Annotated in this window: 18 protein-coding genes; 8 read left to right on the top strand and 10 right to left on the bottom strand. The window is 66.9% G+C overall.

Annotated features, from left to right (window positions below; all coding sequences use genetic code 11):
* The first annotated feature begins 6 nt into the window (after window positions 1–6).
* On the top strand, window positions 7–762 hold the full coding sequence (locus AAW51_RS28685) for a response regulator (RefSeq protein ID WP_083437956.1): 756 nt from the start codon (window positions 7–9) through the stop codon (window positions 760–762).
* 21 nt (window positions 763–783) lie between these two features.
* Here AAW51_RS28685 and AAW51_RS00130 read toward each other — a convergent pair whose 3' ends face one another.
* Complete coding sequence (locus AAW51_RS00130) at window positions 784–2178, bottom strand: chitinase (RefSeq protein WP_053013210.1); 1395 nt, start codon at window positions 2176–2178, stop codon at window positions 784–786.
* Window positions 2179–2505: 327 nt separating this feature from the next.
* Here AAW51_RS00130 and AAW51_RS30320 point away from each other — a divergent pair, with 327 nt between their 5' ends.
* Both AAW51_RS30320 and AAW51_RS00125 read left to right on the top strand, forming a co-directional pair.
* On the top strand, window positions 2506–2652 hold the full coding sequence (locus AAW51_RS30320) for a hypothetical protein (protein ID WP_169787956.1): 147 nt from the start codon (window positions 2506–2508) through the stop codon (window positions 2650–2652).
* A gap of 223 nt (window positions 2653–2875) precedes the next feature.
* On the top strand, window positions 2876–4285 hold the full coding sequence (locus AAW51_RS00125) for a glycoside hydrolase family 18 protein (protein ID WP_053013209.1): 1410 nt from the start codon (window positions 2876–2878) through the stop codon (window positions 4283–4285).
* A gap of 39 nt (window positions 4286–4324) precedes the next feature.
* Here the strand turns inward: AAW51_RS00125 and AAW51_RS00120 are convergent, their stop codons facing one another.
* On the bottom strand, window positions 4325–4636 hold the full coding sequence (locus tag AAW51_RS00120; protein WP_047192995.1) for a hypothetical protein: 312 nt from the start codon (window positions 4634–4636) through the stop codon (window positions 4325–4327).
* A gap of 15 nt (window positions 4637–4651) precedes the next feature.
* Window positions 4652–5341 (bottom strand): alpha/beta hydrolase, encoded by a 690-nt coding sequence (locus AAW51_RS00115; RefSeq protein WP_047192994.1) that lies wholly within the window; start codon window positions 5339–5341, stop codon window positions 4652–4654.
* Between the two features lie 226 nt (window positions 5342–5567).
* Here AAW51_RS00115 and AAW51_RS00110 point away from each other — a divergent pair, with 226 nt between their 5' ends.
* The gene (locus AAW51_RS00110; protein WP_083437955.1) at window positions 5568–5924 is read left to right on the top strand and encodes a nucleotide pyrophosphohydrolase; all 357 of its coding nucleotides are present in this window, start codon (window positions 5568–5570) and stop codon (window positions 5922–5924) included.
* 54 nt (window positions 5925–5978) lie between these two features.
* On the opposite strand, the gene AAW51_RS00105 is transcribed toward AAW51_RS00110, so the two are convergent.
* The gene (locus AAW51_RS00105) at window positions 5979–6551 is read right to left on the bottom strand and encodes a glutathione S-transferase family protein (RefSeq protein WP_047192992.1); all 573 of its coding nucleotides are present in this window, start codon (window positions 6549–6551) and stop codon (window positions 5979–5981) included.
* Between the two features lie 255 nt (window positions 6552–6806).
* Between AAW51_RS00105 and AAW51_RS00100 the strand changes: the two genes are divergently transcribed.
* A complete protein-coding gene (locus AAW51_RS00100; RefSeq protein WP_047192991.1) occupies window positions 6807–8519 on the top strand; it encodes a cation:proton antiporter in 1713 nt (570 codons plus the stop codon).
* Between the two features lie 103 nt (window positions 8520–8622).
* Here the strand turns inward: AAW51_RS00100 and AAW51_RS29600 are convergent, their stop codons facing one another.
* From AAW51_RS29600 to tssI, 5 genes are read right to left on the bottom strand one after another with little or no spacing between them, the layout of a single operon-like run.
* Window positions 8623–9276 carry a hypothetical protein gene (locus tag AAW51_RS29600; RefSeq protein WP_157359537.1) on the bottom strand — a complete coding sequence of 218 codons (654 nt, stop codon included), beginning with the start codon at window positions 9274–9276 and terminating at the stop codon, window positions 8623–8625.
* An 18-nt stretch (window positions 9277–9294) separates the two neighbouring features.
* Window positions 9295–9900 carry an HD domain-containing protein gene (locus AAW51_RS00090; RefSeq protein ID WP_238947711.1) on the bottom strand — a complete coding sequence of 202 codons (606 nt, stop codon included), beginning with the start codon at window positions 9898–9900 and terminating at the stop codon, window positions 9295–9297.
* A gap of 44 nt (window positions 9901–9944) precedes the next feature.
* Window positions 9945–10229, bottom strand: a complete 285-nt coding sequence (locus AAW51_RS00085) for a hypothetical protein (protein ID WP_047192988.1) — start codon at window positions 10227–10229, stop codon at window positions 9945–9947.
* 10 nt (window positions 10230–10239) lie between these two features.
* Window positions 10240–11739 carry a hypothetical protein gene (locus AAW51_RS27690; RefSeq protein ID WP_157359536.1) on the bottom strand — a complete coding sequence of 500 codons (1500 nt, stop codon included), beginning with the start codon at window positions 11737–11739 and terminating at the stop codon, window positions 10240–10242.
* 2 nt (window positions 11740–11741) lie between these two features.
* Window positions 11742–14621 (bottom strand): type VI secretion system Vgr family protein, encoded by a 2880-nt coding sequence (tssI, locus tag AAW51_RS00070; RefSeq protein WP_053013207.1) that lies wholly within the window; start codon window positions 14619–14621, stop codon window positions 11742–11744.
* Window positions 14622–15366: 745 nt separating this feature from the next.
* On the opposite strand from tssI, the gene AAW51_RS00065 reads away from it, so the two are divergent.
* Window positions 15367–18318, top strand: a complete 2952-nt coding sequence (locus tag AAW51_RS00065) for a PAS domain-containing protein (protein WP_053013206.1) — start codon at window positions 15367–15369, stop codon at window positions 18316–18318.
* A gap of 123 nt (window positions 18319–18441) precedes the next feature.
* Here AAW51_RS00065 and AAW51_RS00060 read toward each other — a convergent pair whose 3' ends face one another.
* Entirely contained in the window at window positions 18442–19182 is a 741-nt protein-coding gene (locus AAW51_RS00060) for a hypothetical protein (protein WP_053013205.1), read from the bottom strand.
* 264 nt (window positions 19183–19446) lie between these two features.
* On the opposite strand from AAW51_RS00060, the gene AAW51_RS00055 reads away from it, so the two are divergent.
* Both AAW51_RS00055 and AAW51_RS00050 read left to right on the top strand, forming a co-directional pair.
* A complete protein-coding gene (locus tag AAW51_RS00055) occupies window positions 19447–19869 on the top strand; it encodes a CopG family transcriptional regulator (protein WP_047192987.1) in 423 nt (140 codons plus the stop codon).
* 49 nt (window positions 19870–19918) lie between these two features.
* On the top strand, window positions 19919–21124 hold the full coding sequence (locus tag AAW51_RS00050) for an extracellular catalytic domain type 1 short-chain-length polyhydroxyalkanoate depolymerase (RefSeq protein WP_047192986.1): 1206 nt from the start codon (window positions 19919–19921) through the stop codon (window positions 21122–21124).
* Window positions 21125–21129 lie beyond the last annotated feature (5 nt).

The raw sequence follows: 21129 nt of genomic DNA, 5'->3' as shown, positions 1-21129 counted from the left end.
GACCCCATGCCCGGACGTATCCTCGTCGTCGACGACAACCGCTTGAACCTGAAGCTGGCTGCCGACGTGCTGGAACTCGACGGCTATGTCGTCACCACCGCCGCCGACGCGGAGCAGGCCTTGCAGCGCCTGCAGGAGATGCACCCCGACCTGATCCTGATGGACATCGCGCTGCCGGGCATGGATGGCCTGACGCTGACCCGTCGCCTCAAGGCCGACCCGCGCTATGCCAACACGCCCATCGTGGCCCTCACCGCCTTCGCGATGAAGGGCGACGACGAAAAGGCGCTGCAGGCCGGCTGCTCGGGCTACATCACCAAGCCCATCGACACGCGGCAGCTGGGCCGCCAGGTCGAACAGTTCCTGCAGCAGAGCACGGGGCCCCGCGTCAAGGTGATGGTGGTCGAAGACGACCGGGTCGACCTCAAGCTGGCCGGCACGGTGCTCGAGGTCAGCGGCCATTTGGTGCTGAGCAGCCGCTCGGCAGAGGCGGCGGTGGCTGCCATCGCCCAGGACCGCCCGGATGTGATCCTGCTCGACCTGCAACTGCCGGGCATGGACGGCCTGAGCTTCGTGCGCCTGCTCAAGGCGAGCGAAGCGACGCGTGACGTGCCGGTGGTCGCCGTGACGGCCTTCCCGGACCGCTACCGGGAGCAGGAGCTGTTGGCGGCCGGCTGCGCCGCCTACGTCACCAAGCCGATCAACACCCGTGAGCTGGCGCGGCAGCTGGAACAGGCGGCCGCCAAGGGCGCCCCCCCTTGAACCGGCCGCCGGCCGCCCCGCTCAGCGCTGGCGGTTGAAATACGCGCGATGACCCTTGGCAAAGGCGTAGTTCTGCGTCTTGTCCCAGTTCACCGACCAGGTCATGATGCCGCGCAGGTTGGGGTGGGCCGTCTTCGGCGTGTAGCCGGCGCAGTTCAGCCGCTTCATCAGACAGTCCAGCGCCTGCTGCGTCTGCGCGACCGACAAGTGGCCGCCGGACGGTGCGGCGCCCGGCGTGGCAGGCAGGCCGAAGCCGACCTGGTCAGCCCGCAGCGGCGGGAAGAACTTGTTGGGGTCACGCCCGACGTTGAAGCCGGTCAGCAGCATGTCGGTCAGCGCGACCTGGAAGTCCACCGTGCCCTGGCTGTAGATCTTCTCGTCCGCCCCGGTGATGCTGCCCGTGTTGTAGTGCTGCACGTGCAGCAGCGTCAGCTCGTTGCGCAGGCCGTGGATGATCGGCAGATAACCACCCCAGATGCCGCCGGACACGGCATAGCCGCCCTGCACATACGCCGTCTCGGGCGCCATGGTCACGGTGAACTTGCTGCCGAAGCGCGCCTTGAGCGCCTTGACGCCGGCGATCAGGTGCACCACCTGGGCCGTCTGCGGATTGCGGAAGTCTTCGCCGGCGCCGATCGACAGGTTGTTCTCGATGTCGACATCGATGCCGTCGAAGCCGTACTTGGCGATGATGGCGCCCATGCTCTTGATGAAGGCGTCGCGCGCGGCGTTGCTGTCGAGCACGATCACGCCGTTGGCGCCGCCCAGCGAGATCTGCACCTTCTTGCCCTTGGCCTGCTTGGCACGCACGTCGGCGATGAACTCGGCTTCGTTGAAAGCCTTGTCGAGCTCGAACTTGGCAGTGCCGACCGGCGCGAACGGGTCGCCCTCGGCGAACGAGACGTTGATGATGTCGTATTCATCGGGCACGTCCCGCAGGCGGATGGTGCCGGTGCCGTTGTCGAAGTTGTGCCAATAGCCGACCACCACATGCTTGGGCAACGACGGCGCCGGCCCGGGGGCGGGCGCCGGCCCGGGGGCGGGCGCCGGCGTGGGGGCCGGGGCAGGGGTGGGTGCGGGTGTCGGGGCCGGCGTGGGCGCCGGGGTGGGAGCGGGTGTGGGCGCAGGCGTGGGGGCCGGTGTCGGGGCAGGTGTCGGCGCGGGGGCGGGTGCGCCCGAGGTCGGGCCCAGGTCCTTCCAGAGGCTGGGCGTGGACACCGGGTTCCAGCCCGCCCCAGCGTAGGCGGTATGGGTGACCCAGGCCTGGTAGTCGCGACCTTGATAGGTGACCACCGTGCCGGCGTTGTAGGTGCTGCCTTCCTGCCACAGGGGGGCGGCATGGGCGGCCAAAACGCCGCCGGCCACCGCGAGGGTGGCAAACAGACGGGCGAGACGGGTGAGCTTGTCGGGATGCATGGTTGGGGGCTCCTCGGTACGGAATGCGACGCCGGGCACGCGCAAGAAAAACGCGGCGGGCGGGCTGGCCTCGGTCACCCGACGTGCACCACGGGCTCGATCCGAGGACCCGACGATGCTACCAGTTGACAATACCAAATAAGGTTTTGGTATTGTTCTGGTATCTTTGAACTACAACTTTCACAGTTGCACAGGTCGGCCGGCGGGCCTCCCGTTCGCGGCCCGCGTGCCCAGCGCCGGCCTCGATTGACTTCCCCGGCCGGCCCGACGATGCTCGAGCCGAAGTCGGCCACCCTGGCCGCTCGCACACCACAAAAGGAGGCTCACATGCCCAAAGGCCAGCAACGCAGCAACAAGGAAACCAAAAAGCCGAAGAAAGACCAGAGCCCGGCCAAGCCACTCTCGCCGGGGGCGGTGATGCCCTCTGTGGTCACGCTGGTCGCCGATCGGGGCAAGAAGAAGAAGCCCGCCTGACGCCGGCGCTCGCGACCGCCGCTGCAACGCCGTCTGCGCACTGCGTCACAGCCTGACGGCGGGCGCCCCTGCGGTGTCCCCTCAAGCGGGGACACCGCCCCCTAGTCCGAACATTCCAAACCCCTCCCACCCTCGCTAAGGTTCGGCCGCCGCCGGTCGGTCCAGCGTCTGCACCTCCACGTGCCGCTGTCGGCGCGGCAAGAACAACCAGGGCAGAGGAATCATGAGCAGTGGATGGGACGACAAGCCGGCCAGCGCGGTGCGGCTGACCGAAGGCAAGCAGAACCGCGGCGTCGCCGGCAGGCCCGCGGCGCCGCAACGACGCGCGCTGATGCAGCACCTGGCCGCCGGTGCGCTGTTGAGCGTCGGCCTGGTCGCATGCGGCGGCGGCGGCAGCAGCAGCAGCAGTGGGAGTGGTGGACCGTCCTCCGGGGACCAGGCCGGCAGCGGCACGGGCAGCGGGGGCACCGGCGACAGCCGTCCCTGGGTCACCGCCTACTACGCAGGCTACTTCTGGGAGGACGGCGAAGGGTTGCAGCAGCCGCAACACGTCGACATGACCGCGATGACCCATCTGGTGTTCGCACGCGTCGCGCCCGGCATGGGCGCCACGGTCGCACAGGTGGTGGAAGGCGCCGGCACCGCGCACGACCCGAACCATCCCTACAACCCGGGTTACGTCGGCGCCGGCCATGCGGGCAACAAGAGCGTCGAACAGTATTTGATCGACCGCGCCCATGCGGCCGGGACGCAGGCCTTGCTGATGGTGGGCGGCGTGGGCGACGGCCCGGCCTATGCCGCCTCGACGGCGCCCGCCGTGCGGGCGACCTTCGTCAAGAACTTGCTCGACTACCTGGCGGCGCACGATTACGACGGCGTCGACATCGACTGGGAAGACGATCTCGATGCGCCCCAGCACCAGGCCCAGCTGATCGCCCTGCTCAAGGAACTGCGCCAACGCGCCAAGGCCGACTACCCGCGGTGGCGCGAGCGGCCCTTCGTCATCACCTTCCCGGGCTATGCGCTCAACACCAACACCGACCGCGTCGACCCCTGGAAAGTCGAAGTGGCATCACTGGTGGACCAGTACAACCTGATGAGCTATGCGATGGCCTTCGACGCGCCGGGCTGGGTCAGCTCCCACTTCAGCCCCATCGCCGGGGCCAAGCCCAACCGGCCGATGGATTTGACCAGCAGCGTGCAGGCGTATGTCGACGCCGGCGTGCCGCGCCACAAGGTCGGCATCGGCATCGGCTTCTACGCCATCAACATCGCACCGCCGGTGACAGGGCCTGACCAGGCCATTCCCGAGGGTGTCCACGTCGAGAGTTACGACGTCGAGTGGTCATGGAGCAACCTGGTGCGCCACGGCTACCTGAGCGAGGGCCAGGAACGCTGGGACACCGCGGCCCAGATGCACTATCGCAGCTACCCCGGCGGCTTCCAGCCCGAGGGCCGGGGCCTCACCGGCTACCTCAGCTACGAGGACCCCGACAGCATCCGCGCCAAAGGCGCGTGGGTGCGCCGCACCGGGGCCGGCGGCACCATCGTCTGGCTGGTGAACTACGGCAGCAGCGACGGCAAGACCAACCCGTTGATGGACGCCGTGAAAGAGGGCTTCCTGGCGCCCTGAGGCGCGCGCTTGGCCCCGCCGGCGGCCGGAACGCCGGGCTTACAGGCGCTCGACCGCATGCGCCCGCACGACCAGCGCGTCTTGCTTGAAACGCGCTTCCAGCTGTTCGCGATAGGACCGCCACCAGGGCGGGTCGAGCCTGTCCACCATCACCTCGTAGACGACGATGTCGTCGCGCACCGTCTGGCCCTCGTCGGGCTCCCAGACGCCCGTGGCAGGCGCCCGTGTGTAGGCCGTCAGCCCACCGAAGCGGTCCAGCAGTTCCGCGCGCACCTCGGCATACAGCGAGGAGGCCAAGCGCTGACCCTGGTTGTCGTAGAGCGGCAGCAACAGCTGGACGAGGTGCGGCATATGAGGCCTCGTGCCTCAGGCCGACCCGGGAGCCGGCGCCGTCGCACCGAGCACACCGTCGAGCCATCGATTGAGGTCGGCAATCTCTTCGAGACAGACGGTGTGCTCCATGTGGTACTCATGCCAGTCGACCGCGTAGCCCAGTTCGCGCAACACGTCGCGCGAGGCGGTGGCGCGATGGAACGGCACCACACCGTCGACGCGGCCGTGGGCGAGGAAGATCGGCACCTCGGCGTTGGCGTCCGAGCGTTCCGCCGCGGTCTGCGCTGCGAGTGGCAGATAGCCCGACAAGCCGACCAGGCCGCCGAGGCGTTTGCCATACCGCAGGCCGGTCAGCAGGGCCATCGCGCAGCCCTGCGAAAAGCCGGCCAGCACGATGCGCGAGGCGGGGATGCCGCGCGCTTCTTCGCGGGCGATCAGGGCTTCGATCTGCGCTTGAGACGCTCGCAGCCCGGCTTCGTCTTCACGGCGGGCCAGGTCGACGCCCAGGATGTCGTACCAGGCGCGCATCACGTAGCCGCCGTTGATGGTCACCGGGCGGGTCGGCGCGTGGGGCAGCACGAAACGCACCGGGCCGACCGAGGTCAGGTCGAGTTCGCCGGCGATCGGCACGAAGTCCTGGCCATCGGCGCCGAGGCCGTGCAGCACGATCACGGTCGCGGTGGGATGAGGGGCGGTTTCGATTTCGATCGCATCGAGCGACATGGCGTGGAACTCCGGTCAGACAACAGCAACAACAAGGGACGCAGGGTGCTCGGCCTCGAGCACGTGCACCGAAGCCGTGAGCATAGGGCAGGGCCGTGCGGGCCCGGGCAGCGCGTCGCATGCGGTGCGGGGGCATCCGGTGGCGCGCCGGCGGCCGCGGCCAAGATGTGGTGAGCCAGGCAGATAGATGTGTCATGCTGACGGCTCACCCTTGCATCGCGTGGCCATGACACCCGACCGTCTCACCGAACTTGCCGAACGCCTGCGCCAGTTTTCCGCCGCACGGGACTGGCAGGTGTTTCACTCCCCGAAAAACCTGGCGATGGCCGTGGCCGGCGAGGCTGGTGAGCTGATCGCCGAACTGCAATGGCTGACCGAGGCGCAAAGCCGCACGCCCGAGCCGGAACGCCTGCAGCGCATCCAGGACGAGGCGGCCGATGTGCTGATCTACCTGGTGCGGCTGGCCGACGCGCTGGGGTTCGACCTTGTGAGCGCGGCCCATGCCAAGATGGACCGCAACGAAACCCGCTTCCCGGTCGACCAGGCGCGCGGCGGGCTCGACGTGCCGGGCCCCGGTCAATAAGACAGGCCGCGGCGAGCGGCCCGCCCTGCCTGCTCCAAACCGCGCGCCGTCGATTCAGCCCATGCGCAGCGCGTGAGGTCGCTGCAACAGCCGGTCCACATACGCCTCGAGCTTGGGACGCCCGGGCGCGCCGCCCCACATGCGCTTCCAGATGAACATCGAGCCGACCAGCACGTCGGCCGCGGTGAACCAGTCGCCGAACAGATACGGACCGTCGCCCAGCTCCTGTTCGACCACGTCCTGGGTGATGTCGAAATCGTTCCAGCCACGCGGCGGCGGTGTCTCGAGCTTGAGCAGCGCGTCGCCCATCGACGGCTCGAGCTGGGAGGTTGAAAACACCATCAGGGACAGATAGCGGCCGCGCTCCGGCGCGTCGGGGGCGGGCGCGAGCCGCGCGGCCGGATAGCGGTCGGCCAGGTACAGGCCGATGGCGGCGTTCTCGAACAAGCGGGCCTCGCCGTCCACCAAGGCCGGCACCTTGCCGGCCGGGTTGATCTTCAAATACGCCGGGCTCTTGTGCTCGCGTCGTTCGAAATCCAGGGGGACCAACTCATAGTCGGCCCCGCATTCGTCGAGCATCCATTTGGCGATGGTGGCGCGGCTACGGGGGTTGTAGTAGAGCTTCACGGTGCAGTCTCCGTCGTGCGCAGGGCAGGGTCGAAGAGGTGTCGAACGGCGCCCGCTACTGCCCGGCGCGCCGCTTGCACGCGCGCCCGCTTGCGGACCCTGCACCGCAAGTGGGAGCGTGGCGACACCATGCTAGGCGGGGTCGCCGGACGGCGTGGTGTACAGATGTCAAGGCCGGCGCTGCGTTCGAGGTCGCCCGCGGCAGGGAACACTACGCTCGTTACACTGCCGCCTCACCCGAGGAGCTCCCGTACGATGCAACACTCCATCCCCTTGATCACCACCATCGCCGCTGCCTTCGGCCTGGCGTTGGTACTCGGTTTCGGCGCTGTGCGCCTCGGGTTGCCGGCCTTGGTGGGCTATCTGCTCGCCGGTGTGCTGATCGGGCCCGGCACGCCGGGCTTCGTGGCGGACATGGCGATCGCCAGCGAGCTGGCCGAGATCGGGGTGATGTTGCTGATGTTCGGCGTGGGCTTGCACTTCTCGCTGCAAGACCTGTTGTCGGTGCGACGTATCGCCTTGCCCGGCGCCGTGGTGCAGATGCTGGTGGCCACGGCCCTGGGCGCCGGCATGGCGTTGTGGTGGGGCTGGTCGCCCGCTGCGGCCATCGTGTTCGGGCTGTCGCTGTCGGTGGCGAGCACCGTGGTGCTGCTCAAGGCATTGGAGAGCCAGGGCATCCTCGAATCGGTGAACGGCCGCATCGCGGTCGGCTGGCTGGTGGTGGAAGACCTGGCGATGGTGATCGCGCTGGTCTTGCTGCCGCCGCTGGCCGGCATGTTGAGCGGCGACGCGGCCGCGACCAGCGCCAACAACACCGCGTCGATGTGGGCCGAGCTGGGCGTCACGCTGCTCAAGGTGGCCGCCTTTGTCGCGTTGATGCTGGTGGTCGGCCGGCGCGCCTTTCCGTGGTTGCTGTGGCAGGTGACGCGTACCGGCTCGCGCGAGCTGTTCACGCTGTGCGTGGTGGCCGCCGCCGTGACCATCGCGTATGGCTCGTCACATCTGTTCGGCGTCAGCTTCGCGCTCGGCGCGTTTTTCGCCGGCATGGTGTTGCGCGAATCGCAGTTCAGCCACCGCGCCGCCGAAGAGACCTTGCCGCTGCGCGATGCGTTCGCGGTGCTGTTCTTCGTGTCGGTCGGCATGTTGTTCGACCCGAGCGTGCTCGTCGACGCACCGCTGCAGGTGTTGGCGGTGGTCGCCATCATCGTGGTCGGCAAATCGCTCGCGGCCGGTGCTCTGGTGCTGCTGCTGCGTTATCCGCTCAACACGGCGCTGACGGTGTCGGCCAGCCTGGCGCAGATCGGCGAGTTCTCGTTCATCCTGGCCGGCCTGGGCCTGTCGCTGAAGGTGCTGCCACCCGAAGGGCAGAGCCTGATCCTCGCCGGCGCGTTGATCTCGATCGCGCTGAACCCGCTGGTGTTCTCGGCCACCGGCCCGGCCTTGCGATGGATCCGCCAGCATTCGGAGCTGGCCCGGCGTCTGGATCGTTCCGACGACCCGCTGGCCGAGTTGCCGACCAGTACCGACGCACGCTATCTGAAGAACCAGGTGGTCGTGGTGGGCTACGGGCGGGTTGGCCAGGGGATCGCGGCCGCGCTCAAGGCGCGCGGCATTCCCTTTGTCATCGCCGAGGAGAACCGCGAGATCGTCGAACAGCTGCGAGGGCAGGGCCAGGCCGCCGTGCTCGGCAACGCGACCGAGCCCGCCACGCTGATACAGGCGCATATTGCCCAAGCGCGGCTGCTAGTGGTGGCGACGCCGGAGACCTTGGAAGTGCGGCGCATGATCGAGACGGCGCGCACGTTGAACCCGCAGGTCGACGTGGTGGTGCGCAGCCACAACGTCGAGGAGGCAGCACTGCTGGAACGTGAAGGCGACTGCACGGTGTTCGTCGGCGAGAACGAACTGGTGCGGGCGATGACGCAGCATGTGCTGGTGCAGGTAGGCGGGGCCGGTGGTGGGCATTGAAACCGGCGGTGGGCTTTATGGATCAGCCTCAGGCGCCGCGGCAGGGTATGGCTGTACAGGCTGGGTCGACCTTGATGGCAAGGGTATGCCATCAGGCGAGGTCTTACGGTCGAACCTCCCGCTGAACCGCTACAGGCTCTAGCACCATCTTGCCCTCTCGAATCGACAGCTGTCGGGACTTATCGCCTTGCAGAGGGTGCGCCTGCCAAGCGAACACCACCGGGCCGGGACGCTGCAAGGCATAGACCAGCGCTGTTTGTTCGTCTGCCGCGTCCGACTGCAGGACAAGTGATTGCAAACAGCTTTGCACCAACAGTTCGTCGGCTTGGTTCAGCTGCCGCCGTCGCAGTGACCAGCGAAGCAGATACAGGGTGGTTTCGGTACCACTGCCGCAGTAGTCGGTCGGACGCCCTTGTGTTGAAGGCCGGGTCACGGCCAGCAGGAGCCAGGCGTCGCCGCCGGCCAGGGCCGGGCCGGCGTTCCGGAACGCCACCGCCTCCGCGGGCCGGCGCAGCGACCGGGTGACACGAGGGTCCAAGGACACGGGCCGGGACTGTTGGCCGATCGTCCATCGGGCCGCAGGCGTGGTGGAGTGCCGTTCAAGAGACAGCGTCGAGCCGTCTTGCAGGTCCGCTTCAAGGACGGATGGCGGCATTGCGAACACAGCCGACGTGGCAAGGGGCAGCGAGAGCAGGATGGACCGCGCACGGACCACCGCGCGGCGACGCACGCGCAATGCAGATCGAAATGAACCCATGCCCGGACCCGCTGTCGCTCAGAGGTATTGCCGGTAAGCGCCTATCCGGTCGTGCAGCCTCGCCGCCAGCGGCTCGTGCGCCGTGTGCAACTCCCGCCAGATCAGCTGTGCCTCTTCCCAATACCGCTGCCGCTTGTCCTGCGGCCATGACTCGGGTGGACGAGACATGTTGACGAGACGGTCTGCCAGCTTCACGGCGGCGACCTCGCGGCGTGGCTGTTGTTGGATGCGAAGCAGCGAGTCGGGCATGCGCTGCTCTTTCGGCAACGCCGGGTTCTTGCTCAAGGCCTGCACGCCGTCAGCCACGTCGACGCCGAACGTGTCGGCCAAGGTTTCGTAGGTGGCCGCCGTGTCCTCCAGGGTGTCGTGCAACACAGCAACGCACAGCGCAAAGGGAAGATCGAAATCGGCAACAGCGGCACTGGCGGCCGCGAGTTCGGTGACGACCAAGGCGATGTGCAGGAGGTAGGGATGCGTGCTGCCAGGGATTGTTTGTCCCGCATGCGCAGCGGCGGCAAACCGCCACGCGTTGTCCAGGGCGTCTGTGTTTAACGTCATGATGTCGTTTCTCCGACGTCCCGCTCGAACAGTGCGTTTCATCGACGCCGGGACGATTGCGGCCACAACATCGTATCGTGCCTATCTGCCTTCAACAGCCACTCGCCGTCTTACTCACGTCCGGGCCAATCGTCTATCGTCTTCCAGCGTTCAAAAAGTTCTCGTGCCTTCTCCGGAGAAATCTCGTCGGACTCGGAGAACCAGCCGCTGAACATCTCGTCCATCAAAGCACGGTCGGTGGGGTCCTGGAACCATGTACCGTCACTTCTGAGCCGTTCCATCAACGGAATATCGGTCAAACCGAGCTTCTTCTTGTCGGCAGGGCAACGGAAGATCTCGTAGATGTCCGCCATACCACTGGTCCGGCCGAAGTAGCGCCAGTCGGAATTGAACATTTCCATCTTTCTAAGGTACGTTCGGTACTTTGGTGGCAATACCCTGGGGAATCTTGATCGCGTCCGACAGCTTCGCGATCTCCTGCGTCAGTTCCGCCGCTCGCGGCGAGTCCGGCGGCAGCAAGCGAAGCTCCTCGTACAGCCCGTGCGTCAGATTCTGCTTCACATCAAACGATTGTGGTGTGTGGAACTGGAGCTCGAAAGGTTGACCGTCGGGCGAACGGATCGTTGTATTGATCCCTTTATACGGTGCACCTTCGACGAAGGTATTCTTCACCTTTTCAACCGTATATCCTTTGGCTTCAAGCTCCTTGAGCGTCTGCGCAGCGCCATCGCCCAGCTTGTCGGGAGGATACACAGTCGTGTACCGAAGCGCATCGCCGATTTTCTCCGGGCGAGTTCCTTCCAGCTTGCGGGCAAGCGACTCTTCCGTCTTCAGTCGGTAATCGAGGCCCTCTTGCTTGCCTCCCGTCTTGCTTGCCAAACCTGAAAGGTCCTCGGTGACACGAGGTTCGGCCTTGCGTGCCTTCGCAATCAACTCGGCCGCCTCGCGCCTCGGGTCCCGCGGCGGCACCCCCTTTTGGGTATGGCTCGCTTTCGTCCCCGTGGCGCCATCGTATTTGCCGACCTGTGCCTTTTCTTTCTGCAGCAGCGCATCTAGCTTGCTTTTCAGTTGTTGCGCTGCCACTTTGACGGTCTCGTCAAGTCGCGAAATGATGACCTGGAACGTTTCTGCAAGCTTCTCCAGCCGCGCCTTCACGACGCCTGCCGCCCAACGTTTCGCCGATTCGACTTTGGCCAGCGCGTTCTGAAAAGCCTTCTTCGCGTTGCTGGAAGCAGCGCTTGCGGCAGCTTGCCAGTCGTACTTCGACAACCACTCGAGCGGCGCGCGACCCCAAGGCACGCGCACCGCTTTGCCCAGTCGCTCCACCCACTCCATCTGCTTGATCAGATCGAGCAGACGTGCTCCTTTCTTCATCGCCGCCTTGGCCACCGTTTTCACAGCGCTGCCGACAAGGGGGATCAGGCCAAAGCAGGTGAGGCCCAACGCGATCCAGTTCTCGTGGTTCTCACGCTCCTTCGCATCGCTCAACACCAGGCAGTTGGCGATCACGTCGCGGACGTCGCAAAGTTGATCGACGACCGGGATCAAACTGATGATGCCGCCCGTCACCACCTGCCCGGTGGTCGGGTTCTTGTTGAAATCGCCTTGCAGCGCCTGCCACAGCCACTTCGCACCGCCGGCGACAGCCTGCGCCTGGTACTGAGCCGTGACGCTTTGATTGACTGCGCTCTGGCCCAGACGAAAAAGAATCTGCTCCCACCACGGCATGCCAGGCGGCGGCGCGCTGGTGTCGTACTTCAAGACGCGCGGCGCGGGGTTTTCGCCGATGAACTGGCTGAGACGGGTTCCCGCTTCCCAAAACGATTGTTGGACTTCCTCAGGCCACGAGGAAACATAGCCCCAGAACCGTTGGGCCTCAGGATTATTGGCGGCGGTCGTTGTCATGTTCACATCTGCCCGAACAGCGGGTTGGGCACGCCGTCGCCTTCAGGCGCCTTGCGAGCGTCTTCGCCGTACTTCACCTGTGCGTAGCCAGCCGGCACACCGGTGAGCAGAGCTTTGCCGGATGCATCGAGCACACCCTTACGCTTCGAGCCGTCCGCGAACGTCACCTCGAAAGGTGCGCCCTGGACCGGCTCACCATCCGCGTGGAAGTATTCCAACGCCAACTCGTTGGGCTTGAGTTGGCTCAGATCGCTCGGCAAGTGCGGCAAGACGGGTTGCCCACTCCCCGGCCCCTCCCAATGGTGCCCACCACTCTTCACCGTGAAGTTCCCCGGGCACGCATACGTGATGTCGCCACCCTCGAGCGTGATGCGGCTCTGCCCCGCCACCATCTCGATCTTGCTGTTGGCCTGGATGCGGATCTCGTCGTTGACCGAAATCACCGTGACGTCCTGATCGGCCAGGATTTGCAGCGTGTCGGTGTGCGCGCGCAGCGACACGGGCCCGTTGGCCGCAATCGCCTGGATGCCCCCCTCGTGCGTGAACACGCTGGTCGTCTCGCCGCTCACGCTGCTGTAGGTGTGGCCTGCGGTCTGCTGCACGTCACCCTGCACGACGATGCTCAAGTCCTGCCCGGTGAACTGCGCCAAGGTGGCCGGCGTCACGAAAGCAGCGGTGCTGGGCGTGTCCATCACGATCACGGGTTCGGCGAACCGCTCCACCGGATCGCCCAATTCGCGTGAGCCCGGCTGCGCCTTACGGGCGGTTTGGCCGTTGACGGTGCCCTCGTGGTGCCCATCCTGTTGCACGTCGAGCAGCTTCAGGAATTTCTCGAACGCCTGGTCGGGCTCGTGGCTGGCCAGCTTCAGCGCCTGCTGTTGGCCGGCCGACTCGCTCAGGCGCTTGCCCAGGTCGTGGGCAGCCTTCAATTGACCCACCGCCTCGGCAGCGTCCATCTGCGTGCTGGCCACGCCCGCGCCTTGTTGCGGCCGCGCGCTGGTGCTGATGAACAAGCCCTCGGCGGCACGCACGCTGGCCCAGCCTTGCGTCGCGAGTTCAAAACCCGAGCCCCGCCAGGCGCCGCGCTGCGCGCCGTGCGGGCTCTGCTGGATCAAATGGCCCAGGCCCAACTCGCTCATCGCGTAGCTGCACAGAAAGCGCATGCGGAGCTGGCCGGTGGCGTCGTCGACGACCCAGCTGTTGTGCCCCTGTCCGTCCAGCGCATGGGTGTAGAGGCCGCTGATGACGCCGGGATGGTTGACACCCGAATCGACACCGGCGCTGTAGGGCGGCAGGTCCTGCCCGTTGTAGAGCTGGCCGACGATGACCGGGCGGTCGATGTCGCCTTCGAGGAATTCCACCAGCACCTCGGTGCCGTGGCGCGGCACGAACACCGCGCCATGGTTGGCGCCGGCGCTCGGCATCGCGACCCGCACCCAGGTGCCGGCTTGTTCGTTGCCCGGTGCATTGCCCTCGGTGTCACCGACACTCTCGTGAGACAGGCCGCCCGGGTTGGGGCGCTGGCCCCGCTGCCAGTGGAACTGCACCTTCACGCGCAGGTCGCGCTCGGTGGTGAGCGGCTCGCCCTGCAGGCCCACCACCAGCGCCGTCTGAGCGCCAGGGGCCGTGGGCTTGCGCACGAACAGCGGCACCACCGGCGCCGCCGCCGGCACCGCATCGAAGCGGTTGCGATAACCGCCGCGTTCCAGTTCGGGCTGGCCGAGCCAGCGCGCCACCTCGGCCCCGAGGTTGTTGACAGCTTCATGCTCGACCGCCAGCAGCGTGAACTCGTTGTCAGGCCGTTGCCGGCTCGCGGTCAGCTGGCCGCTGTAGTTCAGCGCCGACGTGTTGGCACCGTACAAGGGGTGGTCGATCAGATGGAAGCGGTGGCCCGCGTGCAGCCGCCGCATCGCGCCCTGGCCCTCGAACTGCTTGAGCTGCAGCTCGTGCCACGCCAGCCGCAGCGCAGCCGATCGGGCGGCGTGCTCGGCGTTTTCGTAGCGGTAGGCGCCGCTGCCATCGTAGTGCTCGAGTGAGCCGACGTCGCCTTGCGGCAGGTGTGAGCTGTCGCTGGCGGTGGTCCCGGCCAGCTGTTTGTAGTTCCAGCTGCCGACGGTGATCGCGTTGGTCTGCAGGCGGCGATGGGCGGCAAAGCTCGAAATGGCATCGCCCACCGTGTTGACATCGGCGCGCGTGTAGCGGATGTGGCCCAGTTGCGATCGCTCGGCAGCACGGTCGGTGATGACCATCACGTGCCGGGCGTGGCCTTGTTCGGCAGCCTGCCGTGCCGCGTCGGCATCCAGGTGCTCGAAGTGATAGCTCAAACCTTCTTCGGCCAACAACCGTGTCACGAAGTCGAGGTCGCTCTCTCGGTATTGGATGCACAGGCTGCGCACGCGCAGCGCCTCGCTCACCTCCAGGCGGTAATGCGCCTGGAGGTAGTCCTTGAAGACCTCTTCGACGATCTGCAGTGCGGTCTTGTCCTGGAAGCAGAAGCTGTCGCGGCGCAGGCCCAGAAAGCTGAGCCAGGGGCCCATCGTGAAGCGATACCGGGCAGCGCCACCGTCGGAGCCGATGCGCGCGGCCTGCAGCACGAAACCATGCCAGGGACGGTAGCGCCCGTCACCGCATTGCAGCCGCAGGCTGATCTGTTCGCCGACCAGCGCGGCCGGGTCGAGGTAGGCGGAGGTCGACAAGGCGTCGATCTCCAGCTCGAAGGGTTGGTTGACCGCTTCACGCACGCGCGCCCGCTCGGGCACCAGGACACAGTGGTCGAGCGCAGTTTCGAGCGTCAACAGCCGCGTGTCCTGCCGAAAGAACTTGAGGAAATCGAAGCCGCCGGCCACACCGGTGGCCAGCGACGTGAAAGCGCTAGAGGACATGCAACCCCCCGACGGGGCTCGTGCCCCCAGATTGTTTGTTTGTGTTTCTCGCCGTTCGCCGGGCCTGCCGTGCGATCAGCCGGCGTGTTCCCGGCTCTGGCCGGTCGAACCCTTGAGCATCGCCGCCATCGACCCTTTGTGATCGGCGGTGATGCTAGCAACAGCCGGGGCTTTGCGCTGCACCTCAAACGAGGGAGGAATGTTTGCAAAAGCAAACGCCCACATTCTTTTTGCTCAGCTTGCCTTCAATGATTTCGACGGCGATCCGATCGCGAAGCGGTGGCAGAGCGCCTGAGGTTGCCGCGGAAGTTGTTGCGCCGGGACAGCGGCATCGTGAGGTCACGGTGCCAAGGCTGACAGGGGCCGCACAAAACAGAGACGGATCGCACCGTGAAACGGGTCGCGTTCTACACAGTGAATTCAAATTCTTAGCGTGGTAGCCGTAGTAGAGGTGGCTAAGAATTGTGGACAAGCATGTTTTCGTGAACGGCTTCAAGTGCTTAGCACCATGACAACCGTGTGAAGCCGCCCCCCGGTTACACCAACGCGAACCGACAACAACTTCAGCAATCGGCCGGCGCCTGTGGACAACCAGGGCCTTGTTCGAATGTTGTTCACAGCTTTATCACTTGACGCATCCGGCGATCGATGTTGGTGAGTGCCGACGGCGCCGGATGGCGGTATGAACCGGCCGCCGGGCCGTGTCGATTGCTACACTGCCCGCACACCCAGAACGAGTTGCCCCTTGCTTCACGACGCCTCATCGATCGCAGGCCCGCCGCCGGCACCGTTCCCGACGGAGGCCGACAACCTGCCGCCGTTCCTGCGCGGCGAGGGGCACATGGCAGCCTTGATACGGCAGCACGACTGGGCATCGACGCCGCTGGGTACGCCGTCAGGCTGGCCGCAGTCACTGAAGACGCTGGTCGGCTTGATGCTCGCGTCGCGGCAGCCGATGTTCATGGCCTGGGGCAGCGGGCAGACCTGGCTGTACAACGACGCCTTTGTGCCCATCCTCGGGCTCAAGCACCCGCGCGCGCTGGGACAGGCGGCGCTCGACGTCTGGGGCGAGGCCCGCGACGATTTGAAGCCGCTGTTCGACCGTGTTTTCGGCGGCGAGCCGGTGCACATGGACGACATCAGCCTGATGCTGGATCGCCGTGGCTGGCCCGAGGAATCGCACTTCGCCTTCTCCTACACGCCCGCACGCGACGAGCAGGACCGCGTGGCCGGCCTGTTCGGCGTGTGCATCGAAACCACCGACCAGGTGCTGGCCGACCGGCGCCAGGCCGCCGCGCAAGCGCGCCAGCGCCGCATGTTCGAGCAGGCGCCCGGCTTCATTGCGATCCTGCAGGGGCCGCAACATGTCTTCGAGTTCGTCAACCAGGCCTATGTCCGCCTGGCGGGCTCCCGCGACCTGATCGGCCGCAGCGTGCGTGAGGCGTTCCCCGACGTGGCCGAGCAGGGCTTTTTCGAATTGCTCGACCAGGTCTACGCCAGCGGGCAGCGATATGGCGCCGTGCAGGTGCCGGTGCGGTTCCACATGCCCGGTCAAGCCACGCCGGACGAGCGGTATCTCAACTTCATCTACGAGCCCGTCCTCGATGATGCGGGCGAGGTGACCGGCATCTTCGTCGAGGGCCACGACGTCACCGAGGTGCACCGTGCGCAGGTCGAACTGGCGGCCAACGAACGCCGTCAGGCGCTGCTGGTGCAGCTCGGCGACCGTTTGCGCGAACTCGATGACCCGGCCGACCTGTCCTATGCGGCGGCCGAATTGCTCGGGCGGGCGCTGGCGGTGAGCCGGGCCGGCTACGGCGTGCTCGATGCCGCCGGCGACAAGCTACTGATCGAACGCGACTGGCACCTGCCGGGCACACCCGAGGCAGGCGCGGTGCTGCCGCTGCCCGAGCAAGGTGTGGACGTCGACGCTCTGAAGCATGGCGAGACCGTGGTCTGGACCGACGCGCCGCAAGACGCCCAGACGCAGGCCCCCGCCGCCGTATTGCCCGCGCGGACCGTGGTCGGCATGCCGATCAGCGAGCACCGAGGGGTGGTCGGGGTGCTGTACCTGCACGATGCGACGCCACGCTGGTGGGCCCCGGAGGAATTGGCATTCATACGCGAGGTGGCGGACCGCACGCGCAGTGCGGTCGCAAGGCGCCGCGCCGAGAAAGACCTGCTGGCGCTGACAGCGTCGCTCGAGCAACAGGTGGCCGAGCGCACTGCCGAGCGCGATCGTGTTTGGCGCAATTCGCGCGACCTGTTGGTGGTCGTCGATGCCCATGGCATTTTCCGTGCGGTCAATCCTGCCTGGACCGTGTTGCTGGGGCATGCAGCCGACGAGGTGGTGGGCCGGAGTTTTCTCGACTTCGTTTGGCCCGACGATGCGGTGCGCACGCAGGCGGCGCTGGCGTCGGCGATGACCCGCGGCGACCTCAGCAACTTCGAGAACCGCTATCGCCACTGCGATGGCACGCCGCGCTGGCTGTCCTGGTACACCGCGGCCGAGGGGGATCTGGTGTATGCCTATGGTCGTGACATCACGGCCCAGAAAGCCCAGGCCCGCGCGCTGCAACAGGCCGAAGAGGCCTTGCGCCAGAGCCAGAAGCTCGAGGCCATGGGCCAGTTGACGGGTGGCGTGGCGCATGACTTCAACAACCTGCTGGCAGTGGTGTCGAACAATGTCTACCTGCACCGGTGTTTGTCTCCGGCCTGCGCCGACAGTCCCCAGCTGGCCGCCATCGCCAGGGCGACCGACACCGGTGCGCGCCTGACGCGCCAACTGCTGGCCTTCTCGCGCCGGCAGGCGATCCGGCCCGAGCCGCTGTGTCTGCAGCAGGAGCTGCCCGAACTGCTGCAGGTATTGCAGGCGACGCTGGGGGGGCAGATCGAGGTGCGGCTACAGGTGGCACCCGACACGCCTTCGGTCAAGGTCGACCGGTCGGAGCTGGAACTGGCCCTCATCAACCTGGCCGTCAACGCTCGCGATGCGATGCCGGACGGCGGGTGTTTGACGATCACGGTGGACCGGCTGCCGCCAGCACCGGACGGGAGTGTCGAGTCGATACGCCTCGAGGTCTCGGACACCGGCCATGGCATTCCGCCTGAACTGTTGTCGCGCGTGCTGGAGCCGTTCTTCACCACCAAGGGACCGGGCCGCGGGACCGGTCTCGGCCTGAGCCAGGTCTATGGTTTCGCGACACAAGCCGGTGGCCAGCTCGACATCGCGAGCGAGCCTGGCGTGTCGACCACCATCACGCTGGTGCTGCCAGCCACCGACGAAACCCTCGCGCACCCACCCTCGATACCGGGCACGGCCGCGGCACGGTTGGCGGCACGCGTGCTCGTCGTGGAAGACAACGCTGACGTCGGCGCCGCCACGCGAGAGTTGCTGCAGGCCGCGGGTTGCGAGGTGCTGCATGTCACCAGCGGCGAACAGGCGCGGGCTTACCTGCAAGCGGGCGGCGCGGCCAAGGTGGACCTCGTGCTGAGCGACCTGGTGATGCCCGGTGACGTCAGTGGTGTGGCGCTCGCGCAGTGGATCGAGCAGCAGCGGCTGCAACTGCCCGTGCTGCTCGCCACCGGCTACAGCACCGACATGGCCGCGGCCACCGAACAGGGCTATGTGGTGCTGCAGAAGCCGGTCACACCGGAAACCCTGCTCGACGCGGTCAGGCGTGCGGTCGCGAGTTGACCGAGTCGCACCCGCGTACCTCGGTGTTGCGTGACACCGGGGTCACCACCTTTTCCTGCTGTAGCACCGATTCCAGGTACGCATTCCATCCATCGTGACCGACGTGCCTCGCACGAGAGCGTGTCAGTTCGCCGCCTGGCCAGGGCGCTTGTCCTTCAACAGCGCCAGGCCTTCACCCTTGGTGAACCAGGACACACCGAAGGCCATGATGGCCGTCGACTCGAGCCAGAACACCGGCGAATGGGACTCCATCGCGAGCTTGGCGGTGTCGGGCAAGGCCTGGTACCCGATGATCAAGCCGAGGGCGGCCAGCATCACCAGGCCGCAGCCACGGTAGACGCGGTTGCGCCGCTGCTTCTCGAGCGTCGGCGCCTGGGTGCGCGCGCTCTCGGTGAACAGGCACAGCGAAAAATAGGCCAGCGAGAGGAAGAACACCGAGGCGAAGCCGAGGTGCACATGGCCCACGACAACGGCGGTGCGCGACTCGGGCACCAACGGTGCGGTCGGGAACAACGCGAGGCCGACGGCCCCGACGCAGGCGCTGGTGCCGGCCCGGCTGTCGCGCTGGTCGTGACCTCGATACGCGGACAGGAACACACCGATCGCGAACATCGTGCCGACGAAAACGTCGCGCAGCGGGGTGTGATAGTAGGCACTGAGCGAGGGCTCGACGTGGAGCGGTCGCTCCACCCACCAACCCCCCAGCGCCAGCATCACCGGCAGCAGCATGCCGAGGCCCCCAACGAGCTTGCGCAGCGTCAGGTAGGAGATCAGCAGCGGCTCGTGAAGTGATGCGGCGGCGTCACGCCGCGGGCGGGTGGCAACGCGCGGCAGCAGTCGTCGAGGGGTGAACGTCATCGGCATCCGGGGGGCTCCTTCAAAGGTGAAGGTGCGAGCGTGCCGGTGGAGGCGGGTGGGTTGTGCAACTGGCGGATAGAGGCGTGACGCATCGCAGCGCCGGGCAGGAGGGTGAGGGGTGCGGCAGGCGGTCCATCCTCTGGAATGCGGTGGGCGGTCAAGCTTTGCAAGGTGGCCACAGCCGGGCATGGCGACTGGCGACGCGGGCCAGTTTCCCTCACTTTTTTGCATTCCTTTTGCCATCCAAGTGGATGGTGTTAGGATGGAGCCATGCCAGCCCGACCTGCCTCTCCCTCGACCTCGGCCAAGCCTGCGGACGAAAAAATCACGATCAACCTGGGGTATGTCGACCTTGGGCAGATCGACCTGCTGGTGCAGGAAGGCTTTTATGCCAACCGCACCGACCTGATCCGCACGGCGATCCGCAACCAGCTGGCGCTCCACCGTGAGGCGGTCCACCAGGTGGTGGCGCGCAAGACGCTGGTGCTGGGCATCCAGCACTACAGCGCGGCCGATCTGCGGGCGGTGCAGGCGGCAGGCGAGACGCTGCAGATCCGCGTGCTCGGTCTCGCTTCGATCGGCTCCGACGTCACGCCCGAACTGGCCCTTGCCACGATCGACTCCCTGACGGTGCTCGGTGCCCTGCACGCGAGCCCCGAAGTCAAGGCCGCCCTGGCCGCGCGCATCCGCTGATCGCGGCGGCCGGCCAGGTCTTACACCTTCCCACCGAAAGCGCACCACGATGCACCCCGACTTCCAACACTGGATGAAGGAGGCGACGCGCCTCACGCAAGCCGGCGACCTGCAGGGCGCCACCGCTGCGCTGCAGGCCGCCCTCGGCCAGCGCCCCCCTGCCGGTGCGGCCCCGGCGGCCGCGCGGCAGGGTGCGGCGCGGGTGTTTGCCGACCAGGTGATCGACGTCGAAGCACGTGAGGTGGTCGACGCGGTCGAAGGTGCGCCTGCCGACGTCACGTCCATGCCCCCGCCTTCGGGTCGGGCCGAGACGATGCGCTGGGCCGAAAGCCTGTGGCGCCGGGCCCCAGCGTCGACGCCGCCCACGGACGGTGCCACGCGCGCAAAGGAGGGCAGTGCGGCGGGCGGACGTTTCATCAGCGGCAGCCATGCGGACCCCGCGGCCGGGCAGCGCGACTACAAGCTGTTCATTCCGCCTGTTGCCGGCCCGCAGCCGCGACCGCTGGTGGTGATGCTGCACGGTTGCACACAGAGCCCGGACGACTTCGCGACTGGCACGGCGATGAACGAGGCCGCATCGGCACAGGGCTTTTTCGTGCTGTATCCCGCCCAGTCGGCACAGGCCAATCCGCAGCGCTGCTGGAACTGGTTCAAGCACCACCACCAGCAGCGCGACCGTGGCGAGGCGGCCTTGATCGCCGGCATGGTGCGGCGCGTGATGCGCGAGCACAGCATCGATTCCGAGCGGGTCTATGTGGCCGGCCTGTCCGCCGGTGGCGCGATGGCCGCGATCCTCGGCGCTGCCTACCCCGAGCTGTTTGCCGCGGTGGGTGTGCACTCGGGGCTGGCCGCCGGCAGCGCGACGGATTTGCCGTCGGCACTGGCTGCCATGCGCAGCGGTGGCAACGGTCAGATGCCAGGCAGGGCCAGTCGCATGCCGACCATCGTGTTCCATGGAGATGCCGACACCACGGTGCACCCCCGCAATGCCGAACAGGTGATTGCCGCGAGCGTCGGCGTCGACACCCGCGTCGAACCGCAGACCGTGGCGGCCGCCGGCGGTCGCACGTGTACACGCCGCATCCACCGGGCCACCGACGGGCAGGTGGTGGCCGAGCATTGGCTGGTGCATGGCGCAGGGCATGCTTGGTCTGGGGGCAGCGCCCGAGGGTCTTATACCGATGCCCGTGGCCCGGATGCCAGCGCCGAGATGGTGAGGTTCTTTTTGGAACAACGCCGGCGGCGCAGCGATTGAGCGCC

Source organism: Caldimonas brevitalea (assembly GCF_001017435.1).
In the GTDB taxonomy this organism is placed as follows: domain Bacteria; phylum Pseudomonadota; class Gammaproteobacteria; order Burkholderiales; family Burkholderiaceae_C; genus Caldimonas; species Caldimonas brevitalea.
Note: the sequence above shows the minus strand (reverse complement) of the source record. Positions and strands in the feature narration are given on the sequence as shown.

Coding starts and splice junctions, on each gene's coding strand:
- AAW51_RS28685 (WP_083437956.1), top strand. CDS start 7: ATGCCCGGACGTATCCTCGTCGTCGACGACAACCGCTTGAACCTGAAG.
- AAW51_RS00130 (WP_053013210.1), bottom strand. CDS start 2,178: ATGCATCCCGACAAGCTCACCCGTCTCGCCCGTCTGTTTGCCACCCTC.
- AAW51_RS30320 (WP_169787956.1), top strand. CDS start 2,506: ATGCCCAAAGGCCAGCAACGCAGCAACAAGGAAACCAAAAAGCCGAAG.
- AAW51_RS00125 (WP_053013209.1), top strand. CDS start 2,876: ATGAGCAGTGGATGGGACGACAAGCCGGCCAGCGCGGTGCGGCTGACC.
- AAW51_RS00120 (WP_047192995.1), bottom strand. CDS start 4,636: ATGCCGCACCTCGTCCAGCTGTTGCTGCCGCTCTACGACAACCAGGGT.
- AAW51_RS00115 (WP_047192994.1), bottom strand. CDS start 5,341: ATGTCGCTCGATGCGATCGAAATCGAAACCGCCCCTCATCCCACCGCG.
- AAW51_RS00110 (WP_083437955.1), top strand. CDS start 5,568: ATGACACCCGACCGTCTCACCGAACTTGCCGAACGCCTGCGCCAGTTT.
- AAW51_RS00100 (WP_047192991.1), top strand. CDS start 6,807: ATGCAACACTCCATCCCCTTGATCACCACCATCGCCGCTGCCTTCGGC.
- AAW51_RS29600 (WP_157359537.1), bottom strand. CDS start 9,276: ATGGGTTCATTTCGATCTGCATTGCGCGTGCGTCGCCGCGCGGTGGTC.
- AAW51_RS00085 (WP_047192988.1), bottom strand. CDS start 10,229: ATGTTCAATTCCGACTGGCGCTACTTCGGCCGGACCAGTGGTATGGCG.
- AAW51_RS27690 (WP_157359536.1), bottom strand. CDS start 11,739: ATGACAACGACCGCCGCCAATAATCCTGAGGCCCAACGGTTCTGGGGC.
- tssI (WP_053013207.1), bottom strand. CDS start 14,621: ATGTCCTCTAGCGCTTTCACGTCGCTGGCCACCGGTGTGGCCGGCGGC.
- AAW51_RS00060 (WP_053013205.1), bottom strand. CDS start 19,182: ATGCCGATGACGTTCACCCCTCGACGACTGCTGCCGCGCGTTGCCACC.
- AAW51_RS00055 (WP_047192987.1), top strand. CDS start 19,447: ATGCCAGCCCGACCTGCCTCTCCCTCGACCTCGGCCAAGCCTGCGGAC.
- AAW51_RS00050 (WP_047192986.1), top strand. CDS start 19,919: ATGCACCCCGACTTCCAACACTGGATGAAGGAGGCGACGCGCCTCACG.